Source organism: Nocardiopsis sp. CC223A (genome assembly GCF_030766825.1).
GTDB lineage: Bacteria > Actinomycetota > Actinomycetes > Streptosporangiales > Streptosporangiaceae > Nocardiopsis.
Genome location: NZ_JASFDV010000063.1, coordinates 1 through 19,694, shown reverse-complemented (window position 1 = coordinate 19,694; position 19,694 = coordinate 1). Strand labels below are relative to the sequence as shown.

At 75.4% G+C, this 19,694-nt stretch carries 17 protein-coding genes; 14 read left to right on the top strand and 3 right to left on the bottom strand.

Translation table 11 applies throughout. From position 1 onward, the window contains the following. Positions 1-64 precede the first annotated feature (64 nt). The 6 genes from hutH (at position 65) to QJS33_RS22195 (ending at position 8,351) form a co-directional block, all read left to right on the top strand. Complete coding sequence (gene hutH / locus QJS33_RS22220) at positions 65-1,612, top strand: histidine ammonia-lyase (RefSeq protein ID WP_306369978.1); 1,548 nt, start codon at positions 65-67, stop codon at positions 1,610-1,612. A 23-nt stretch (positions 1,613-1,635) separates the two neighbouring features. Continuing rightward, positions 1,636-3,294 (top strand): urocanate hydratase, encoded by a 1,659-nt coding sequence (gene hutU / locus QJS33_RS22215; protein WP_306369977.1) that lies wholly within the window; start codon positions 1,636-1,638, stop codon positions 3,292-3,294. A gap of 52 nt (positions 3,295-3,346) precedes the next feature. Beyond that, a complete protein-coding gene (locus tag QJS33_RS22210) occupies positions 3,347-4,552 on the top strand; it encodes an allantoate amidohydrolase (RefSeq protein ID WP_372339699.1) in 1,206 nt (401 codons plus the stop codon). Continuing rightward, a complete protein-coding gene (locus QJS33_RS22205; protein WP_306369975.1) occupies positions 4,549-5,901 on the top strand; it encodes a formimidoylglutamate deiminase in 1,353 nt (450 codons plus the stop codon). Before QJS33_RS22210 ends, QJS33_RS22205 begins: the two co-directional genes overlap by 4 nt. Further along, positions 5,898-7,103, top strand: coding sequence for an imidazolonepropionase (hutI, locus tag QJS33_RS22200; protein ID WP_306369974.1), 1,206 nt, complete (start codon positions 5,898-5,900; stop codon positions 7,101-7,103). Before QJS33_RS22205 ends, hutI begins: the two co-directional genes overlap by 4 nt. 156 nt (positions 7,104-7,259) lie before the next feature. After that, on the top strand, positions 7,260-8,351 hold the full coding sequence (locus QJS33_RS22195; RefSeq protein WP_306369973.1) for a GNAT family N-acetyltransferase: 1,092 nt from the start codon (positions 7,260-7,262) through the stop codon (positions 8,349-8,351). Between the two features lie 165 nt (positions 8,352-8,516). On the opposite strand, the gene QJS33_RS22190 is transcribed toward QJS33_RS22195, so the two are convergent. Further along, positions 8,517-8,771: a hypothetical protein gene (locus tag QJS33_RS22190; protein WP_306369972.1), complete on the bottom strand. Its 255-nt coding sequence runs from the start codon at positions 8,769-8,771 to the stop codon at positions 8,517-8,519. Between the two features lie 619 nt (positions 8,772-9,390). Between QJS33_RS22190 and QJS33_RS22185 the strand changes: the two genes are divergently transcribed. Both QJS33_RS22185 and QJS33_RS22180 read left to right on the top strand, forming a co-directional pair. Beyond that, positions 9,391-9,729 carry a DUF485 domain-containing protein gene (locus QJS33_RS22185; RefSeq protein WP_306369971.1) on the top strand — a complete coding sequence of 113 codons (339 nt, stop codon included), beginning with the start codon at positions 9,391-9,393 and terminating at the stop codon, positions 9,727-9,729. Next, positions 9,726-11,486: a cation acetate symporter gene (locus QJS33_RS22180; protein ID WP_306369970.1), complete on the top strand. Its 1,761-nt coding sequence runs from the start codon at positions 9,726-9,728 to the stop codon at positions 11,484-11,486. The genes QJS33_RS22185 and QJS33_RS22180 overlap by 4 nt, the downstream gene beginning before the upstream one ends. A gap of 72 nt (positions 11,487-11,558) precedes the next feature. On the opposite strand, the gene QJS33_RS22175 is transcribed toward QJS33_RS22180, so the two are convergent. Further along, entirely contained in the window at positions 11,559-12,566 is a 1,008-nt protein-coding gene (locus QJS33_RS22175) for a hypothetical protein (protein ID WP_306369969.1), read from the bottom strand. Positions 12,567-12,649: 83 nt separating this feature from the next. Here QJS33_RS22175 and QJS33_RS22170 point away from each other — a divergent pair, with 83 nt between their 5' ends. Beyond that, positions 12,650-13,180 (top strand): DUF1697 domain-containing protein, encoded by a 531-nt coding sequence (locus QJS33_RS22170; protein WP_306369968.1) that lies wholly within the window; start codon positions 12,650-12,652, stop codon positions 13,178-13,180. A gap of 74 nt (positions 13,181-13,254) precedes the next feature. Continuing rightward, the gene (gene cas6 / locus QJS33_RS22165) at positions 13,255-14,211 is read left to right on the top strand and encodes a CRISPR system precrRNA processing endoribonuclease RAMP protein Cas6 (protein ID WP_306369967.1); all 957 of its coding nucleotides are present in this window, start codon (positions 13,255-13,257) and stop codon (positions 14,209-14,211) included. Positions 14,212-14,460: 249 nt separating this feature from the next. Here cas6 and QJS33_RS22160 read toward each other — a convergent pair whose 3' ends face one another. Then, positions 14,461-14,625, bottom strand: coding sequence for a hypothetical protein (locus QJS33_RS22160; RefSeq protein WP_306369966.1), 165 nt, complete (start codon positions 14,623-14,625; stop codon positions 14,461-14,463). 258 nt (positions 14,626-14,883) lie between these two features. On the opposite strand from QJS33_RS22160, the gene QJS33_RS22155 reads away from it, so the two are divergent. From QJS33_RS22155 to QJS33_RS22140, 4 genes are all read left to right on the top strand, one after another. Beyond that, on the top strand, positions 14,884-16,695 hold the full coding sequence (locus QJS33_RS22155) for a hypothetical protein (protein ID WP_372339698.1): 1,812 nt from the start codon (positions 14,884-14,886) through the stop codon (positions 16,693-16,695). Continuing rightward, positions 16,692-17,357, top strand: a complete 666-nt coding sequence (locus QJS33_RS22150; RefSeq protein ID WP_306369965.1) for a hypothetical protein — start codon at positions 16,692-16,694, stop codon at positions 17,355-17,357. The genes QJS33_RS22155 and QJS33_RS22150 overlap by 4 nt, the downstream gene beginning before the upstream one ends. Next, entirely contained in the window at positions 17,354-19,159 is a 1,806-nt protein-coding gene (locus tag QJS33_RS22145) for a hypothetical protein (RefSeq protein ID WP_306369964.1), read from the top strand. The genes QJS33_RS22150 and QJS33_RS22145 overlap by 4 nt, the downstream gene beginning before the upstream one ends. Continuing rightward, the coding region (locus QJS33_RS22140) for an RAMP superfamily CRISPR-associated protein (RefSeq protein ID WP_372339697.1) at positions 19,156-19,694 on the top strand (539 nt) is incomplete at its 3' end. The genes QJS33_RS22145 and QJS33_RS22140, both read left to right, overlap by 4 nt.

Below are 19,694 nucleotides of genomic sequence, written 5' to 3'. Positions count from 1 at the left end.
TATCTCGGACACAATGACCGTGTCGGGCCTGTGGCCGGGGCGGCCCGGGGTGTCGAATGGTGGCATGTCCACAGCAGTTGCTCCCGTCACCGTCGGCGGCGCCCCGCTCACCCCGGCCGAGATCCTGGCCGTCGCACGCCACGGCGCCCGCATCACCCTCACCGAGGAGACCCGCAAGGCCGTCCGGCACGGCCGCGAGCGGGTCGAGACCCTGGCCCGCGGGGAGGTCCCCGCGTACGGGGTCAGCACCGGGTTCGGTGCGCTGGCCACCCGCCACATCGCCCCCGACCTGCGGGCCCGGTTGCAGCGCTCGCTCATCCGCTCGCACGCCGCGGGCGCCGGCCCCGAGGTGGAGCGCGAGGTGGTGCGCGCGCTGATGCTGCTGCGCCTGCGCACCCTGGCCTCGGGCAACACCGGGGTGGAGGTCGCCACCGTGGAGACCCTGGTGGCCCTGCTCAACGCCCGGATCACCCCCGTCGTGCACGAGTACGGCAGCCTGGGCTGCTCCGGCGACCTGGCCCCGCTGTCGCACGTCGCGCTGGCCCTGATGGGCGAGGGCGAGGTGCGCGACGCCGCCGGGGAGCTCAAGCCCGCGTTCACCGCACTGCACGAGGCCGGGATCACCCCGGTGGAGCTGGGCGCCAAGGAGGGCCTGGCGCTCATCAACGGCACCGACGGCATGCTCGGCATGCTGGCCCTGGCCTGCATGGACCTGGAGCGGCTGCTCAAGGTCGCCGACATCACCGCCGCGATGAGCGTGGAGGCGCTGCTGGGCACCGACCGGGTGTTCGCCGCCGACCTCCAGCGGCTGCGCCCCCACCCCGGGCAGGCCGCCTCCGCCGCCAACCTGCGCGCCCTGCTCGCCGACTCCCCGATCGTCGCCTCCCACCGCGGCCCCGACTGCAACCGGGTCCAGGACGCCTACTCGCTGCGCTGCGCCCCCCAGGTGGCCGGCGCCGCCCGGGACACCCTGGCCCACGCGCTCACCGTCGCCGGCCGGGAGCTGGACAGCGTCATCGACAACCCGGTGGTGCTGGACGACGGCCGGGTGGAGTCCAACGGCAACTTCCACGGCGCCCCGGTGGCGTACGTGCTCGACTTCCTGGCCATCGCCGTCGCCGACGTGGCGTCCATCGCCGAGCGCCGCACCGACCGCATGCTCGACGTGGCCCGCTCGCACGGGCTGCCCGCGTTCCTGGCCGACGACCCCGGCGTCGACTCCGGCCACATGATCGCCCAGTACACCCAGGCCGCCATCGTCTCCGAGCTCAAGCGCCTGGCGGTGCCCGCCAGCGTCGACTCCATCCCGAGTTCGGCGATGCAGGAGGACCACGTGTCCATGGGCTGGTCGGCCGCCCGCAAGCTGCGCCGTGCCGTCGACGGCCTGACCAACGTGCTGGCCGTGGAGCTGCTGACCGCCGCCCGCGCCCTGGACCTGCGCTCGCCGCTGGAGCCGGGGCCGGCCACCGGTGCCGTCGTGCGCACCGTGCGCGAGCACGTCTCGGGCCCCGGCCCCGACCGCTACCTGGCGCCCGAGATCGCCCGGGTCGCCGGACTCATCACCGACGGCTCGGTCCTCGAAGCCGCCGAGTCCGTCACCCCGCTGCACTGAGACCCCCTGGAGGACACCGCACCATGAGCACTCCGCGCACCGTCCGCGCCGCCCGCGGCACCACCCTGTCGGCCAAGGGCTGGCAGCAGGAGGCCGCCCTGCGCATGTTCCACAACAACCTCGACCCCGAGGTCGCCGAGCACCCCGAGGAACTGGTGGTCTACGGCGGCACCGGCAAGGCCGCCCGCGACTGGCGCAGTTTCGACCGCATCAGCGCGTCCCTGCGCGACCTGGAGGGCGACGAGACCCTGCTGGTGCAGTCCGGCCGCCCGGTCGGCATCATGCGCACCCACGAGTGGGCGCCCCGCGTCCTCATCGCCAACTCCAACCTGGTGGGCGACTGGGCGAACTGGCCCGAGTTCCGTCGCCTGGAGGCCCAGGGGCTGACCATGTACGGGCAGATGACCGCCGGTTCGTGGATCTACATCGGCACCCAGGGCATCCTCCAGGGCACCTACGAGACGTTCGCGGCGGTCGCCGCCAAGCGCTTCGGCGGGACCCTGGCGGGGACCGTCACCCTGACCGCCGGACTGGGCGGCATGGGCGGCGCCCAGCCGCTCGCGGTGACCATGAACGACGGTGTGGCGATCGTGGTGGAGTGCGACTCCAGCCGCATCGACCGCCGCATCGAGCACCGCTACCTGGACGTGCGCGCCGACGGCCTGGACCACGCCCTGGAGCTGGCGGCGGCGGCCCGCGACCAGCGCCGCCCGCTGTCCATCGGCGTGCTGGGCAACGCCGCCGAGGTGTTCCCGGAGCTGCTCTCGCGCGGGGCGCCCATCGACATCGTCACCGACCAGACCTCCGCCCACGACCCGCTGGCCTACCTGCCGGCCGGGGTGGCGTTCGAGGACTGGAAGGGGTTGGCCGCCGCCAAGCCCGAGGAGTTCACGGTGCGGGCCCGCGAGTCCATGGCCGCGCACGTGGAGGCGATGGTCGGGTTCCTGGACGCCGGCGCGGAGGTGTTCGACTACGGCAACTCCATCCGCGACGAGGCCCGCCAGGGCGGGTTCACCCGGGCGTTCGACTTCCCCGGGTTCGTACCCGCCTACATCCGGCCGCTGTTCTGCGAGGGCAAGGGCCCGTTCCGGTGGGCGGCGCTGTCGGGCGACCCCGCCGACATCGCCCGTACCGACCGCGCGATCCTGGACCTGTTCCCCGACAACGAGCACCTGGGCCGGTGGATCCGCATGGCCGGCGAGCGGGTGGCGTTCCAGGGGCTCCCGGCCCGCATCTGCTGGCTGGGCCAGGGTGAGCGGGCCGCCGCCGGGCAGCGGTTCAACGAGCTGGTGGCGGCCGGGGAGATCTCCGCCCCGCTGGCGATCGGCCGCGACCACCTGGACACCGGCTCGGTGGCCTCCCCCTACCGGGAGACCGAGGGCATGAAGGACGGGTCGGACGCCATCGCCGACTGGCCGCTGCTGAACGCCCTGGTCAACACCGCCTCGGGTGCCTCTTGGGTGTCCATCCACCACGGCGGCGGGGTGGGCATGGGCCGGTCCCTGCACGCCGGTCAGGTCAGTGTCGCCGACGGCACCGAACTGGCCGCCGCCAAGCTGGAGCGGGTGCTCACCAACGACCCGGCCATGGGCGTCATCCGCCACGTGGACGCCGGCTACGAGGAGGCCGAGCGGGTCGCCCGGGTCCACGGCATCCGCGTTCCGATGCGCGAGGGGGAGTAGAGGCCCGGTGGCGCAGCACGGCACCGCCCCCGACGCGGGGGCGTTCGATCGGATGTGGGCGGATCTGGCCCCGGTGGGCCGGGATCCGGACGGCGGGTACCGCCGGTTCAGCTGGGCGGGCGCCGACACCGACGCCCGGGCCTGGTTCGTCCAGGAGGCGAAGGCCCGCGGGTTGGACGTGCGGACCGACCGCAACGGCAACCTGTGGGCCTGGTGGGGCACCCCGGGGCCGGGCGCCGTCGCCACCGGGTCGCACCTGGACTCGGTGCCCTCGGGCGGGGCCTTCGACGGCCCGCTGGGGGTGGTGAGCGCGCTGGCGGCGGTGGACGAGCTGCGCCGGCGCGGGGTGCGCCCGGCGCGGCCGCTGGCCCTGGTGGTGTTCGTCGAGGAGGAGGGCGGCCGGTTCGGCGTCCCCTGCCTGGGCAGCCGGCTGAGCACCGGGGAGATCTCCCCGGAGCGGGCCCTGGGCCTGGCCGACGCCGACGGGACGACCTGGGCGGCGGCGATGGAACGGGCCGGGCTGGACCCGGCGGGCACCGGCGCCGACCCCGAGACCCTGGGGCTGCTCGACGTGTTCGTGGAGCTGCACGTGGAGCAGGGCCGGGCACTGGAGGACACCCCGCACGCGGTGGGGGTGGGCTCCTCCATCTGGCCGCACGGCCGGTGGCGGTTGGACTTCACCGGCCGGGCCGACCACGCGGGGACCACCCGGTTGGCGGACCGCAGCGACCCGATGCTGCCGTTCGCGCACACCATTCTCGCCGCCCGCGAGATGGCGGCCGCACACGGTGCCCGCGCCACCGTCGCCAAGGCCCGGGTCACCCCCAACGGCACCAACGCGATCCCGTCGCTGGTCAACGCCTGGCTGGACGCCCGGGCCGCCGACGACGCCGCACTGGAGGCGGTCGTGGCCGGGGTGCGCGGGGCCGCCGAGCGCACCGCCCTCGACCACGGCGTGCAGGTGGCGGTGACCGCCGAGTCCCGCACCCCGCTGGTGGCCTTCACCGAGGGCCTGCGCGACCGGCTCGGAGCGGTGGTCGCCGGGGACGGCCCGGCGGTGCCGGTACTGCCCACCGGTGCCGGGCACGATGCCGGGGTGCTGGCCGCGCACGTGCCCACCGCGATGCTGTACGTGCGCAACCCCACCGGGGTGTCGCACTCCCCGCACGAGTGGGCGCGCCCGGACGACTGCCACGCCGGGGTCCTCGCACTGGCCGACGTCCTGGCCGACCTGCTCACCGGGGAGGCGGTCCGATGAGCGCGCCGACCCGCCTGTGGTGCGAATGGGCCTGGACCGGTTCCGCCGACGGCACCCCCGAACCGGGGGTGCTGTTGGAGGTCGCCGACGGCCGGTTCACCGCGGTCACGGCCGGGACCGGGCCCTGCGCGGACGCCGAGGTGCTGCCCGGGGTGACCCTGCCGGGGCTGGCCGACGCGCACTCGCACGCCTTCCACCGGGCGCTGCGCGGGCGCACCCACGCCGACGGCGGCTCGTTCTGGACCTGGCGCGAGGTGATGTACCGGGTGGCCGACCGGCTCGACCCGGACACCTACCTGCGCCTGGCCCGGGCGGTCTACGCGGAGATGGCCCTGGCCGGGGTGACGTGCGTGGGCGAGTTCCACTACCTGCACCACGCCCCGGGCGGGGGCCGCTACACCGACCCCAACGAGATGGGGCGGGTGCTGGTGGCGGCCGCCGCCGACGCCGGGGTGCGGCTGACCCTGCTCGACGTCTGCTACCTGGCGGGCGGGCTGGAGCCGGACGGGTCGTACCGGCCGCTGGCCGGACCCCAGGTGCGGTTCGGCGACGGCGACGCCGCCGGGTGGGCCGAGCGGGTCCGCTCGTTCGGGCCGCTGCCCGACCACGCGCTGCTGGGCACGGCCGCCCACTCGGTGCGTGCGGTCCCGGTGCGGGCGCTGCCCGAGGTGGCGGCAGCCGCCGCGGGGATCGGCGGCCCGCTGCACGTCCACCTGTCGGAGCAGCCCGCCGAGAACGCGGCCTGCCTGGCCGCCCACGGCCGCACCCCCACCGCGGTGCTGGGCGAGGCCGGACTGCTGGGGGAGCGCACCAGCCTGGTGCACGCCACCCACCTCACCGACGGCGACGTCGCCGCGATCCGCGGCACCCGCTCGGTGGTGTGCCTGTGCCCCACCACCGAACGCGACCTGGCCGACGGCCTGCCCCGCACCGGCGACCTGGACGCCCGCAGGCTGAGCCTGGGCAGTGACCAGCACGCCCGGATCGACATGTTCGAGGAGGCGCGCGCCGTGGAGCTGCACGAGCGGCTGCGCACCCACCGGCGGGGGACCCTGGGTTCGGGCGACCTGCTGCGCGCCGCCACCGCCCACGACACCCTGGGCTGGGCCGACGCGGGAACGCTGGCCGCGGGGGCCCGCGCCGACCTGGTCAACGTGCCCCTGGAGGGGGTGCGGCTGGCCGGGGCCGACCCGGCGCGCGGGGTGGACGCGGTGGTGTTCGGCGCCGACGCCTGCGACGTGCGCCACGTGATGGCCGACGGTCGTTGGACCGTCCGCGACGGCGTCCACACCCGCATGCCCGACCTCGCCCGCGACCTCGACACGGTGACCAAGGAGATCCTCACGTGACCGACGTGCCCGAGAGCATCCTCATCGACGACATCGCCACACTGGTCACCAACGACCCGGAACTGGGGGAGGGGGTGGTCGGCGCCGTCGAGGACGCCGCCCTGGTCATCGAGGGCGGGACGGTGGCGTGGGCCGGTCCGCGCGGTCGCGCCCCGGCCGCCGACGCGCGGGTGGACGCCGCCGGGCGGTGCGTCATCCCCGGGTTCGTGGACTCCCACTCCCACATCGTGTTCGCGGGTGACCGCAGCCGCGAGTTCGCCGCCCGGATGAGCGGGACCCCCTACTCCGCCGGGGGCATCCGCACCACCGTGGCGGCCACCCGGGCGGCCTCGGACGCCGAGCTGCTGGGACGGGCGCGCGGCTTCGTCGCCGAGGCGCGCGCCCAGGGCACGACCACCCTGGAGGTCAAGTCCGGGTACGGGCTGACCGTCGCCGACGAGGCGCGGTCCCTGGAGGTGGCGGGGCGGGTGACCGACGAGGTCACCTTCCTGGGGGCGCACGTGGTGGCCCCCGAGTACGCCGACGACCCGCAGGGGTACGTGGACCTGGTCACCGGCCCGATGCTGGACGCGTGCGCCCCGTACGCGCGGTGGATCGACGTGTTCTGCGAGCGCGGCGCCTTCGAGGAGGAGGCCTCGCGCCGGGTCCTGGCCGCCGGGATGGAGCGCGGGCTGCTGCCCCGCGTTCACGGCAACCAGCTGGGCGAGGGCCCGGGGGTCCGGCTGGCGGTGGAGATGGGCGCGGCGTCGGTGGACCACTGCACCTACCTTTCGGCCGCGGACGTGGACGCGCTGGCGCAGGCGGGCGGGCGGGCCGAGCCGACCGTGGCGACCCTGCTGCCGGGGGTGGACTTCGCCACCCGGCAGAGCTACCCGGACGCGCGTGCGCTCATCGACGCGGGCGCGGTCGTGGCCCTGGCCAGCGACTGCAATCCGGGGTCGTGCTTCACCTCCAGCCTGGCGTTCTGCATCGCCGTCGCGGTGCGCGACATGGGGATGACCCCCGACGAGGCGGTGTGGGCGGCCACCGCGGGCGGGGCGGCGGCGCTGCGCCGCACCGACGTGGGCCGGCTGTCCCCGGGCGCCCGCGCCGACCTGGTGCTGCTGGACGCGCCCAACCACCTCTACCTGGCCTACCGGCCGGGTGTCCCCCAGGTCGCCGCGGTGTGGAAGGACGGTGTCCTGGCCCACGGCCGCCCCTGAACCGCCTTCCCGGAAACCGGACGGAGAACTCAACCGGCGCCTAACCTGTCGGAAACCTCCACCCCCGAATCTGGAATCACGTCGGTGCGCGTCCCGCCGCCGCGGCGACAGCGTCGTCCCGCGGCGGCGGGTGCATCTTCTCTTCAGGGGGACGCAGTGGGCCTGTGGCGCATCAGAACCGCGGTCGAGGACCGGCCCGGAGGTCTGGCCGGACTCGTCGACGCCCTCGCGGGCCGCGGTGGCGACATCGTGGGACTGTCCATCCACACCGACGTCTCGGGCGTGGTGGACGAGTTCGTGGTGGACATCCCCGGAGACCACGGGGCGGCGCTGCGCGCGCTCCAGGAGCACTGCCCGACCGGGACGGTGACGGCGGTCCCCGCCCACCGGCGCGAGGTCGGCGACGACGTGACTCGGGCGCTGCTGCTCACCGCACGGCTGCGCGCCCACCCCAACCGGCTGCCCGACGCCCTGGCCGAGCTGCTGATGGCCGACGAGGCCCGCTGGACCAACCTGACCCGGGCCGAGGGCTCCGACGAACTGGAGCCGGGCACCTCCATGCTGGTGCCGGTCGGCCCGCTGCGCGGGGTGCTGGTGCGGCGTGCCTCCCGCCCCTTCACCTGGACCGAGTCCAGCCGCGCCGACGCCCTGGTGCGCTCGGTGATGCCCTCGACCGGTCCGGTGCCCACCGACCGGATCGTCCGCACCGACGAGGGGGTCCCGCTGTCGTTGCGCCAGGTGCGCGAGACGGACGCGCCCGCCGTGGTGGACCTGCACCGCCGCTGCACCCCCGAGACGGTGCGCGGGCGCTACCTGGCGGGGATGACCGAGCCGACCCCGCAGATGCTCCGTGTGTTCTGCGACCCCGACCGCGGGCTGACGCTGGCGGTGCGGTTGCAGGGCGAGGAGGAGCCGGTGGCCCTGGGCCACCTCATGTACACCCTGGACCCGGGCGTCGGGGAGATCGCGTTCCTGGTGGAGGACGCCTGGCAGGGCCGCGGTGTGGGCACCGCGCTGACCCGTGCGCTGACCGTCATCGCCGCCGACTGGGGGCTGGCGGAGGTGCGCGCGGAGACCACTCTGTCCAACACCGCGATGCTGCGGATCATGAACCGCTTCGGCGCCTCGGTGCGGATGCAGGGGGGTTCGTACGTGCACGCCCGTCTCCCGGTCGCCGAGGCCCTTCAGTCCGGTCCCTCCGGTGGTGAGCGCGAGGGCCGCCTGGCCCGCCTGATGGGCCGCGGCTGACGTCCGCCGGACACGCGGAACGGGGGCCGGCGGCACCGGGGTGCCGCCGGCCCCCGTTCGTGCTCGACGCGTCGAGGTCGTCTCCTGGGGCACGGGAGCGCTCGTCCGTGGAGGAGTGCTCGGGTGCGCGGGCGGCCGCGGGCGGTGCCGGACCGGGCGCGGGTGTTACTCGCCGCTCTCGTCGGCCTCGGCGCTCGCGGTCTCGGCGGGCTTCTTGGTGGCGCGGCGCTTCTTGACCGGGCGCGAGTAGTCGACCAGCGGCTCGAAGCGGGCCTCGTGCTCCTTGAAGCAGTCGGCGCAGGCGTCGACCTCGCGGACGGTGCCGTCCCAGGCGAACTGGATGACCTCAGTCGCCTCGACCTTCTCCTCGCGGACGGCGTGGGGATCGCAGTACTTGCGCGTGAAGACCTCGGTGACCACGGCGGGGATTTCCCTTCGGTATCGCGTTGAACAGTGCAGGACCCCCTGATCATACACCTGTACGAACGAAACGGCCGGATCTTCACCGGGTTCGCCGTGCAGGGGTTCGGGGTCGCCCCGAAGCCTAGCGAAGACCGGGGGCCGTTGCGGCCCGACGACTCCGGTACGCCCGCGTTGAACAGGCCCCTCCCCGCTTCCGTGCGACGGTGATCCGGGTCGCGCGATGTGCGGTGATTTGGTGTTCCCTGTGGTCGTCACTTCTTCTTCGTCCGTTCCCGGAACGGTGGACGGTGATTTCCGTCGGCCGATTTGTGCATTTGATGAACACGGGCCCGGACCCGTGGCTAGGGTGTTGCCCGTACCGCTCGGGAATAGGGGGCGTCCGCGGCGCGGGGGTTCGCACACGCCCGCCGCGGACGGCGCGCCGAACGGTGACGGGGCCGCGGGGGAGCGGTGTCCGGGAGAAGGTGAATTCAGGGGGAGGGCCGTGGTCGATTACATGGAGGGCGTCTACAGAAGGCGCGTACCGGACTCCGGAGGGGAACTCCACGCGCCCCCGGGCAGGTCGGCGGCGGCGCGGCGACGCGCGCAGGCCGATATCGCCCATACCTGCGAACGCATGTCCGTCGATCCGAGCTTCATCAAACTACGAAGGAGATTCGCGATCCAGGCGGGCCTGCTGGTCGCCGCCTTCCTCGGCAGTTACATGTCCTATCTGCTGCTGTCGGCCTACGCGCGCGATTTCATGAGCGTCCAGATCGTCGAATCCGTCAATGTCGCCCTGGTCATGGGAATAGGGCAGTTCCTGCTCACCTTCGTGCTGGCCTGGGCGTTCGGCCGTTTCTCGGAGCGCACGATCGACCCGCTGGCCGAGCAGATCCGGGACCGGGCCGCCGGGGGCGCCCGACCGCACCGGACCGGGCCGGACGGGCCGAACGGCACGGCGGTGCGCCCATGACCGCGGCCGTCGCCACCGGGGTGATCGGTGCCGTCACGGGGGGCGGCACCGATCACGTCCTCGCCGCGCCCACCGCACTGGACGGCCGGTTCGGTGTCGCGCATGTCTGGACCGTCGGGCTGTGCGCCCTGTTCGTCCTGATCACCCTGGCCATCACCATCCGGGCCCGGCGCACCACCAAGGGCGCCGTCGACTACTACGCGGGCGGGCGCGGCTTCTCCAGCACTCAGAACGGGCTGGCGCTCACCGGCGACTACCTGTCCGCCGCCTCGTTCCTGGGCATCGCCGGGATGATCGCCCTCCAGGGCTACGACGGGTTCCTGTACTCCATCGGCTTCCTGGTGGCCTGGCTGCTGGTACTGCCGATGGCTCAGCTGATGCGCAACACCGGCCGGTTCACCATGGCCGACCTGCCCGCGTTCCGGATGCGCCGGATGCGGGTGCGGCTGGCCTGCACGGTCTCCACCGTCACCGTGTGCGTGTTCTACCTGGTGGCCCAGATGGTCGGCGCCGGCGCGCTGGTGTCGGTCCTGCTCGGGCTGCACGACGGCGGCACCTTCCTGGGGGTGGACGCCGCCCAGGCCCGCACCGGCGCGATCGTGCTGGTCGGGGTGCTGATGATCGTCTACGTCATGTACGGCGGGATGAAGGCGGCCACCTGGTTGCAGATCATCAAGGCGGTCGTGCTGCTGGGCGCCACCGGGCTGCTCACCGTGCTGGTCCTGGCCATGTTCTCGTTCGACCCGCGCGCCCTGCTGGGCGCCGCCGCCGACGCCAGCGGCCACGGGTCGGCGTTCCTGGAGCCGGGACTGGGCTTCGGCGTGGAGGTGCCGGGGGAGCCGGCGACCACCCTGTTCAACAAGCTCGACCTGATCAGCCTGGGCCTGGCCCTGGTGCTGGGCACGGTCGCCCTGCCGCACATCCTCATCCGCTTCTACACCGTGCCCGACGGGCGTTCGGCGCGCTCCTCGGTCAACCGCGCCATCCTCATGGTCGGGGCCTTCTACCTGATGACCCTCGCCCTGGGGTTCGGGGCGGCCGCCCTGGTGGGCTCCGAGCGCATCCTGGCGCTGGACCCCTCCGGCAACAGCGCGGTGCCGATGCTCGCCGAGGAGCTGGGGCGGCTCACCGCCGGGCCGGTCGGCGCCGCGGTGCTGCTCGCGCTGATCTCCGCGGTGGCGCTGGCGACCATCCTGGCGGTCATCGCCAGCCTCACCCTGGCCTCGTCCTCCTCCATCGCCCACGACCTGTTCGGGCACATCCTCATGTGGGGGCGCCCGCGCGAGTCGCAGGAGGTGGCGGTGGCCCGGTTCTCCGCGTGCCTGATCGGCGCGGTGGCCATCGCGCTGGCCGTGCAGGCCCAGGAGCAGAACGTGGCGTTCCTGGTGGGCCTGGCCTTCGCCATCGCGGCGGCGGCCAACCTGCCGGTCATCGTGCTCACCATGTTCTGGCGCCGGTTCAACACCAAGGGCGTGGAGTGGGGCATCTACGGCGGGCTGGCGTCCACACTGCTGCTCATGCTGTTCTCGCCGGTGATGTCGGGCAAGACCGACCCGGTCACCGGGGCGAACCTGTCGGTGCTGCCGTCCTGGATCGACATCGGGTTCTTCCCCATGGAGAACCCGGCGCTGATCGCGGTGCCCGTCGGGTTCGCCTGCGCGGTGGCGGGCAGCCTGCTCTCGCCCGAGCGCAACAGTGCCCGGTTCACCGAGCTGCGGGTGCGCTCCCTCACCGGCTGGGGTGCCGACCAGGAGTGACCGCGGGGGGCGGTGCCCACGACCGCTCTTCGGGGGCCGGTGGTGGGCGGCGGGCGCGCGGCCGGGGAGGGGTCAGGGGCGGTGCGCCCGCGCCAGGATCCGGGCCAGTTCGGTCAGCAGGGCGGGGATCTCCGGCGCGGAGCGCACCACGGCGTCCCAGCTCCGGGCCGCCTGCTCCAGCTGGTCGGCCACGGTCGGCTCGTCGGCGCCCTCCCGTCGGATCCGGGCGTCCCGCCTGCGGAAGGAGGTACGCGTCGCCCACAGGGCCGCTGCCACGAACGGTTTGTACAGCCCCCTGCCGCGCACGTCCAGGACGGCCTCCACCGACCAGCGCCCCAGTGGGGTGGACGTCGCGTTGACCCACCCCTCCACCCGGGCCATGGCGTGGGTGGCGGTCAGGTGCACCGGCGGCACCGGGCCGTCCTCCAGGGCGGCGTACCAGGCGTCCAGGTCCAGGTGCAGGGAGGCCGAGGCCGAGCGCAGCCGGGCCCCGCGCCCGGGCAGCCGGATGTCCAGGGTCCAGTCCAGGGTGCCGGCCGCCCCGTCGTGGGACACCGCGCCCCAGGTCACCGGGGCGTCGCCGGTGCCGACGGTGTCGGGCATGGCGTACTCCACGGCGGCCCGGCCCCACGAGTCCCAGGAGGTGACGGTGACGCCGGTGCTGCTCCACCCCTTGGCCTCGTCGTCGCCGGGTTCGATGGGGATCCCCTCGGGGGAGAGTTCGGCGACCAGGTAGTGGGCGCGCTCCTGGAGGTGGCGGCCGGTCTGGAGCTGTAGCCCCGGTCGGGACGCCAGGGCCTTGAGCGCCTCCCGGCGTTCGGGGCCGGGTGAGCCCTCGCGCAGCTCCGTGGCGGCGGCCTCCCGCCGGGCCAGCCGCTCGGCGCGTTCGCGCACGTCGATGAGCCCGAGCTCGCCCGCTCGTGCGATGAGCGGGGCGAGGTCCTCCTCGTCGGGCGGCAGCAGCCAGCCGCGTCCGTCGAACCGGCAGGCTCCGGCCACCTCGTACAGGCCCGCGACGATCCGGTCCACGGTCTCCCGGTCGGCGGGGGCGAGGTCGAACGTGTGGCTCAGGCGGGTCACGGCGTCTCCGGGATTCGGTGCAACAGCGCGGCGTTCACCAGGGTACGGGCTGGGCCGCCGGTACCGGTCGGCACAATGACCCCATGGGTGTCTATGTGGTGTTGCTGCGCGGGATCAACGTCGGTGCGCACAACCGGATCGCCATGGCCGACCTGCGGGGTCTGCTCGGCGACCTGGGGTACCGGGACGTCGCCACCCACCTACAGAGCGGGAACGCGGTGGTCACCTCGGGGGACGAGGGGCCGGACGCGGTGGCCGCGGCGGTGGGGGCGGGGCTGGGCGAACGGTTCGGGCTGGAGGTTCCGGTGGTGGTGCGCACCGCCGAGGCGTTCGACGCCGCGGTGGCGGCCAACCCGCTGGAGGTCGGCGACCCCTCCCGTTTCCTCGTCCTGTTCTGCTCCGGGACGCTCGACACCGAGGCGCTGTCCGCTCTGGACACGGCGGAGTACCCGCGTGAGCGCCTCGCGGTGACCGCGACCGAGGCGTACACCGCTCACGAGGAGGGCCTGCGCTTCGCCCGGCTGCCCGAGGTGGTGGCCCGGTACACGGACGGCTCCGTCACCGGGCGCAACTGGCGGACGGTGGTGAGGATCGCGGAGATGACCCGTCGCTGACGCCTTGCCGGAACACTTGTCCGAGAGAAAACATCTGTCCGAGAGAAATCCACGGCGCGAGCCTCGAAGGGGCGGTGGTGTCGGTGCCGAGACGATGGACCGTGATCCTGCGAGACCAGGCCGACACGGCGCGCCCGATCCGCCCCGAGGACTGCCACGGCCTGCTCAACCGCTGGTGGCCCCACCCCCCGGAGGAACACGCGCTGGCCAAGCGGTGGGCGATGAACGGCTGGCCCGCCCCGCTGGGCGACCGGTTGTACCACTGGACTCTGACCTGGCTGGACGACGAGGTGCCGCCGCCCTCGGACCCCGAGGAGGCGGTGGGCCGGGTCCAGCGGATCGGTGACCACCTGCTCGAACCGCTCTCGGTGACCCGCACCTTCGATCGCTGCTACGGGGAGATGCTGGCCGGTCCACGGGGACCGGCGCCGGTCCGTTCGGCCGAGCTGCGCAGCCGCACCCCCGTGGTGACCGCCACCCGGGACACCTCCGGTGAGCGCATCCCGCACGTGTGGCCGGCGCCGCGCCGGATCTTCGGTGCCGTGCACCGCTCCGGCGGCGGGATCGTCGGCGGCAGCGGGGCGATGGGCGCGGTCGCCAGGTTCGCGCCGCCCGCGCTGTCGGGGGCCTGGCTGGAGTCGGCGTTCGAGGGACTGGACCTGGTACGCCGCCTCCCGGTGCCCGGCGAGGAGGTTCGGCTGGCCGAACACCACCAGGCCGAGGGCCGCACCGTCCTGGGCTGGCAGGGCGGGCTGCGCCTGGAGCTGACCGGCGGGGACCGGCGGCACGCCGAGGTCTTCACCGCCCTGCTCGAACTGGTGGAGCTGACCGGCGTGGGCAAGTACACGGCGCAGGGTTTCGGCTCGGTGCTGGTGGACACCGTGACCCGGGACGCCCAGGCCACCGGGACGGTGGCCCAGCGGATCCGCCGCGCCCCCCGGCGGTTGCCCGCCCGGACCGAGCCGGGGCCGCTGGAGGCAGGGGCGGCGGTGGCCGAACTGGAGGAGTTCAAGGGCCTGCTCTTCGACTGAGCGGTGGCCTGGGAGATCCGTGCCGGAGCCGTCGTCGGTTCTCGCGCATGCGCACGCGCAAGGGTCGGGGCGCGGGAGGAGAGGGGTGACCGGACCGGCGAGGCCGCCTGCACGCGGGGTCGAAGGGCGCGGGGGCGGTGGATCTCGTCGCCGTGCGGGTCCCGGCGGGGTGGGGCCGGGGAACCGGTGCGGAACGGCTCCGGTCGGGGCGTTCCGGGGGCGGACCGTGGGCGGTGGTGCCCGTCCGGGTCAGGAGGAACGGTGGTCCGCGGCCCGCTCGCGCAGGGAGCGCGCCAGATCGCGCAGGTGCGGGACCAGGTCCTGCGGGGTGAGCGGGGCGGGTCCCGGCGGGGCGGCCGGGCCGGTCGGAGCGGGTTCGTGCGGGGCGATCGTCTCGGGTGTGTGCGGTGACACCGGGGAACCTCCATGCCGTGGGCGGTCCGTGCATGGAAACCCTCTCGGACAGACACGGGCGGCGGCCGTCCGGGCCCGTTCCCGGGGGTGGCCGGTTCGGGCCAACCCCTCGTCCGGGGATGCTCCGCCACCGTTCGACTGGTAAGGGTTGTGGGCTGTCGGCCGTCGACGGGGCCCCGCCGTCCGAGAGTGATGGGCGGGTCCCGCCCGGCCCACGCCCTGCCCCCGCCCGGCCACGCGACGAGGAGTCTCGACACGGTGACCTCCGTCTCCGAGCAGCACCGGTCCGCCGTCGGCGTGTCCGCGCCCCCGGCGCGCGGCGTGCTGGTCGGCGTGGACCTGCGCGGCATCCAGGCCTATGTCTACAGCGGGCGGCGCATCCTGGACGCGGTGGGCCGGGCCGCCCTGGTCGCCGAACTCACCGACACCTCCGACCCGGTGCGGGGGATCGCCGACCTGGTCCCCGACGACTGCACGGTGCTGCGCGACGCGGGCGGGGCGCTCACCGTGGTGCTGCCCGACGCGGCGGCGGCCCGGCTCTTCACCGCCCGCTACACCCGGGTGCTGCGTGAACGCGCCGGCGACCTCATCCCGGTGGTGGCGCACGTGCCCTACGGGCCCTCCGCCCCGGAGGGGGAACCGGCCCGGGCACACGACGTGGACGAGGCCCTGGCCCTGCTGCCGGACCGGTTGCGGCGGGCTCGCGGGCACATGTCCACCCTGCACGACCCGGCGCACGGGTACGGGATCACCGCTGTGTGCGCGGTGGGCGGCGGCCCGGCCGAGGTGCTCGACCCCAGCCGTGCCCAGGACGACCGGCCCGGGGTCCCCGAACGGGTGAGCGCCGACGTGGCGCGCGCCAGGGGGATCGGCCGCCGCTGGCACCGCGCGCACAGCGCCGCCTGGGCCGCCGGCGCGGTCACCGCCACCGGGGCGCCGCGGCTGGCTCTGCCGATGGAGGTGGACCGGCTGGGCCGGGAACCGGGCGGGGTCAGCCGGATCGCTGTGGTGCACCTGGACGTCAACGGGTTGGGCGCGATCCTGGGCGAGTACCGCGAGCGGGCGGGCGACCGGCGCGTGCCCGGTTCCGGGGCCCTGGCGCAGCGGCGGCTGTCACAGCGCATCGCGGACCTCACCGGTGCCCTGGCACGGGTGCTGGTGCGCGCGGTGGCGGCGACGGTGCGCGCGGACCCGGGCCGGGAGCCGGTCATCCCGGGCGGGGCGCGTTCGATCGCCCTGGACCACGAGCCGTCGGGCCCCGTCCGGTTGCCGGTGCGGCCGATCGTGGTGGCCGGGGACGACCTGACCGTCCTGTGCGACGCGCGGCTGGCCCTGCCCCTGGTCCGGTACGCCCTGGATTGGCTGGACGCGGACCCGGAGGGGATCGGAGACCCGGCCGATCCCCGCACGGCGCTGCACCGCACGCTGGTCGCCGCGCACGGCGACCGGCCCGGTGGCGGGCGCACCGTGGTCGGGCACGGCGGTCACCGCCACACCACGTTCGTGCCGACGGTGGGCGTGGGCGTCGCCGTGCAGCCGGTGGGCGCGCCCCTGTCGCTGGGGCACGAGCTGTGCGAGGCGATGTGCCGTACCGCCAAGCGGCACCGGGTGGCGGCGATGGAGGGCGGTGCCCCCGACGAGCACATGGTGGCGTGGACGACCCGGGTGGACGGGGTGGACCGGGTGCTCGCCCGCTGGGAGGCGGCCCGTCGGGGCCCGGTGCCGCGTACCGGCCTGCCGCTGACCGGCAGCGGGTTCACCCGCTTCCTGGAGCGGTACCTGGACCCGGACGCCCCGGGGAGCCTGACCGCCGAGGGCGACTCCCGGCGGCGGGGCTGGCTGATCTCGTCGCTGGTACCGCTGCTGGAGTCGGGTGCCGACCCGGTCCCGGAGATCACCCGGCGCGCCCGGGTGACCGGCGGTCCGGTGGACCTGCCCCGGGACTGGGAGTCCGCGGCCCTGCTCGACGCCGTGGAGATGATGGACCTGTACCTGGACCCGGGGCTGTCCCGGGCCCTGGACCCCCGCCTCTCGGCGGCCCGCGGCGGCCCCGGGGGTGATCCCCGGTGAACGCACCCGAACGCATCGTCGTGCGGCTGGCCTCACCCGCGCTGTTCGTGGGGGCCAGCGCCGACGGCACCGGCGCCGACACCGACGTGGTCACCGACGACCACGGGCTGCCCTACCTGCCCCGCCACCGGCTTGCGGCGCGGCTGCGCGCGGGGGCCCGGAGCGCCCTGGCGGTGTCCCCGGGCCTGGAGGGCGCGGTGGGCGAGGTGTTCGGCCGGGGGCGCTCGCACGGCCGCGACCGCATGCTGCGGGTGGGGCACGCCGTCGCCGGGGACGCGGTGCGCACCGCGGTCGCCCGCGCGCTGGCGGGCCGGTCGGAGTCGGCGCGGGTGGTGCTGCGCCGCGCGGTGACCGACGCCCACACCGTGCTGGAGACCGGGATCGAGACCGGCCCGCACGGGGCCGCCGAACCGGGGCGGCTGCGCACCCACCGGGTGCTGCTGCCCGGCCTGGTCCTGACCTCGGCGCTGACCTGGGCCCAGGAGCCGGGACCGGACCACTGGCGGCTGCTGGCCCGCGCCTGTTTGGCGACCACCGGGATCGGCCTCAAGGGCACCCGGGGCCGGGGCCGGGTCGACGTGCGCCTGGCCGGGACCCCGGAGGAGGACCCGGACGCCCTCACCCTGCGGCTGGCCGCCCCGCCCGTGCGGGAACCGCGGTGAGCGGGGCGAGCGGCTACCTGCCGCTGCGCTACGTCCTGGCGGACACCCTGGTGGTGCGCACCTCCTTCGACCCGCTGCGGATCGACTCCGAACACGTCATCGGCGGGCGCGCCCAGCGCGGGATGTTCGCCGCGGCGCTGCGCCGGGCCGGGCTGGAGGGGGAGGAACGCGCGTGGGTCGCCGACGGCGGCGGTATCCGGTTCGCCGCCGCCCACCCGCGGTTGGAACCGGGGGCCGACCCGGACCTGCCGGGCCCGGAGCGGGCCCGGGCGGCCTACCCGCCGCCCGCCTACCTGTACACCCTGGGCAAGAACAGCGACACGATGGCGGACGTGTTCGCCGACCCCGACCCGACCGTGCCCTACCGGGCGGTGCGCGACCCCATCACCCTGGACCGGTCACTGCGGGCGCGGGTGCGCACCACCACCGAGCGCTACCTGGGGCGGGCGCGCACCGGCGACCCCGACCGGGGGGTGCCGTTCTTCACCACGGCCCTGGACTCCGGCCAGGTCTTCGAGGCGCGCTGGCAGCTGCTGGCCCGGGACCCCGCCGGCCTGGCGGAGCTCGCGGAGCGCGTCATCGGGGTGCTGGACGCCGCGCGGGGCACGCTCACCCTGGGCTCGGGCGGCACCCGCGCGCACGGCGGGGTGCGCGTGACCCCGGTGGACCCCGATACCCCGCTCTCCCCGGACCGGGCCGTCCCGGCGGGACGGCGCTCCTGGGCGGCCGGGGAACCCTTCGACCTGCTGCTGCTGTCCCCGGCACTGGTGGTGGGCGCGCACGGCCAGTACGCCCCCGGCGCTCTGGCCGGGGAGGCCCGCGCACTCCTGGCCCGGCACCTGCCGGGGGCCGACGTGCGGGTGATCGCCTCCCATGTGGAGTCGACCGTGGTCGGTGCCTACCACCGCGGCTACCACGGGCCGATGGCCCAGCGGCGGGCGGCCGCCCCCGGCGCGGTGGTGCGGCTGCGGCTGGACCGCGCCCTGCCCGAGTCCCTGGTCCGGGCGATCGAGGCCGACCCGTTGGGCGACCGTGTGACCGACGGCCACGGCCAGTTCGTGCTGCTGGACCCGCCCCCGCGGGGCCTGCTGCCGCCCGCGCCCGAGGCGGTGCCCCTGGTGGGGCGGCCCGACGGGACCGTCGCCCTGCCCGACGGCGGCGTCGTCCCCGCGCAGGGCCCCCTGGAGTGGGGCGATCCGGGGTTGGCCGTCCTGTACGACGAACTGCTGTGGAACGCCGCCGCCGGACCGGTCCGCGACCACGCCCGGATGCTGGCCCGCCGGTCCGCCCGCCGCCTGGAACCCCTCACCCCCAGTCTGATCGGGCGGCTGCGGGAGACGATCACCCACCCGCACCACGGCGCGGACACCGCCCTGGACGAGCTGTCCGGGGTCCTGACCGGGGAGCGTTCCGGAGGCGGCTCCCCCAAGACCCTGCACGACCGGGCCCTGCGGGCGTTGGCCCGGGCCCGGGTGGTGCCGCCCGGCAGCCCGCCGATCCCGGTGCGCGGGTGGCTCTCCGGGATCGGCGGGGGAGCGGCCGCGGCCGGCTGGTGGGACGCCAACCGCCCCCGGCCCGCGCACAGCCCCGCCTACGCGGCCGCCATCGCCGCGGTGGACCTGTCCCTGCCCGACGGGTTGCCGCCGCGCGACGACCCGGCCGGACTCTCGCCGCGCGCCCGCGACTGGGAGAGCCGGAACGCCGCCCGGCTGTGCCTGGCGCTGGTGTCCTCCTGGCTGACCGAGACCGCTCGGGTGCTGCGCGCCCGCGACACGGCGCACGTCCAGGGAGGTCGCCGGTGAGCACCGTCGGACCCGGGGTGCTGTGGGAGGTCACCGGTCGTTGGTGCCTGCTCTCCGACACCCACGTCGGCGCCGCCCAGGCGGTGCCCCGCCACGCCGCCCAGAGTGACGTGGACCTGCACCTGGACCGGGAGCCGCGCACCGGCGCGCCCCGGCTGCGCGCCACCACCCTGGCCGGGCTGCTGCGGCACGCCCTGGCCGGGCGGGTGGGCGATCCCGGCCGGGTCGGCGAGCTGTTCGGGGCCGCCGAGGGCGACGGGACGGCGCCCCGGGCCAGCGCGCTGGAGGTCGACGACGCTTTCGCGTACCTGCCGGAGGGTTGGGGGATCGCGGTGCGTACCGGCACCCGGGTGGACCCCGCCGCCGGGACGGTCCGGCCCGGTCTGCTGTGGCAGTGGGAGGTGCTCCCGGCGGGCACGGTGTTCGTCGTCCACCTGCGGCTGCGGGTGCCCGCGCCCGCCGACGAGGCCCGGTTGCTGACGCTGCTGGCGCTGGCCGCCGAGGGGGTCGGCGGGGCGGGCGCCCGGGTGGGCGG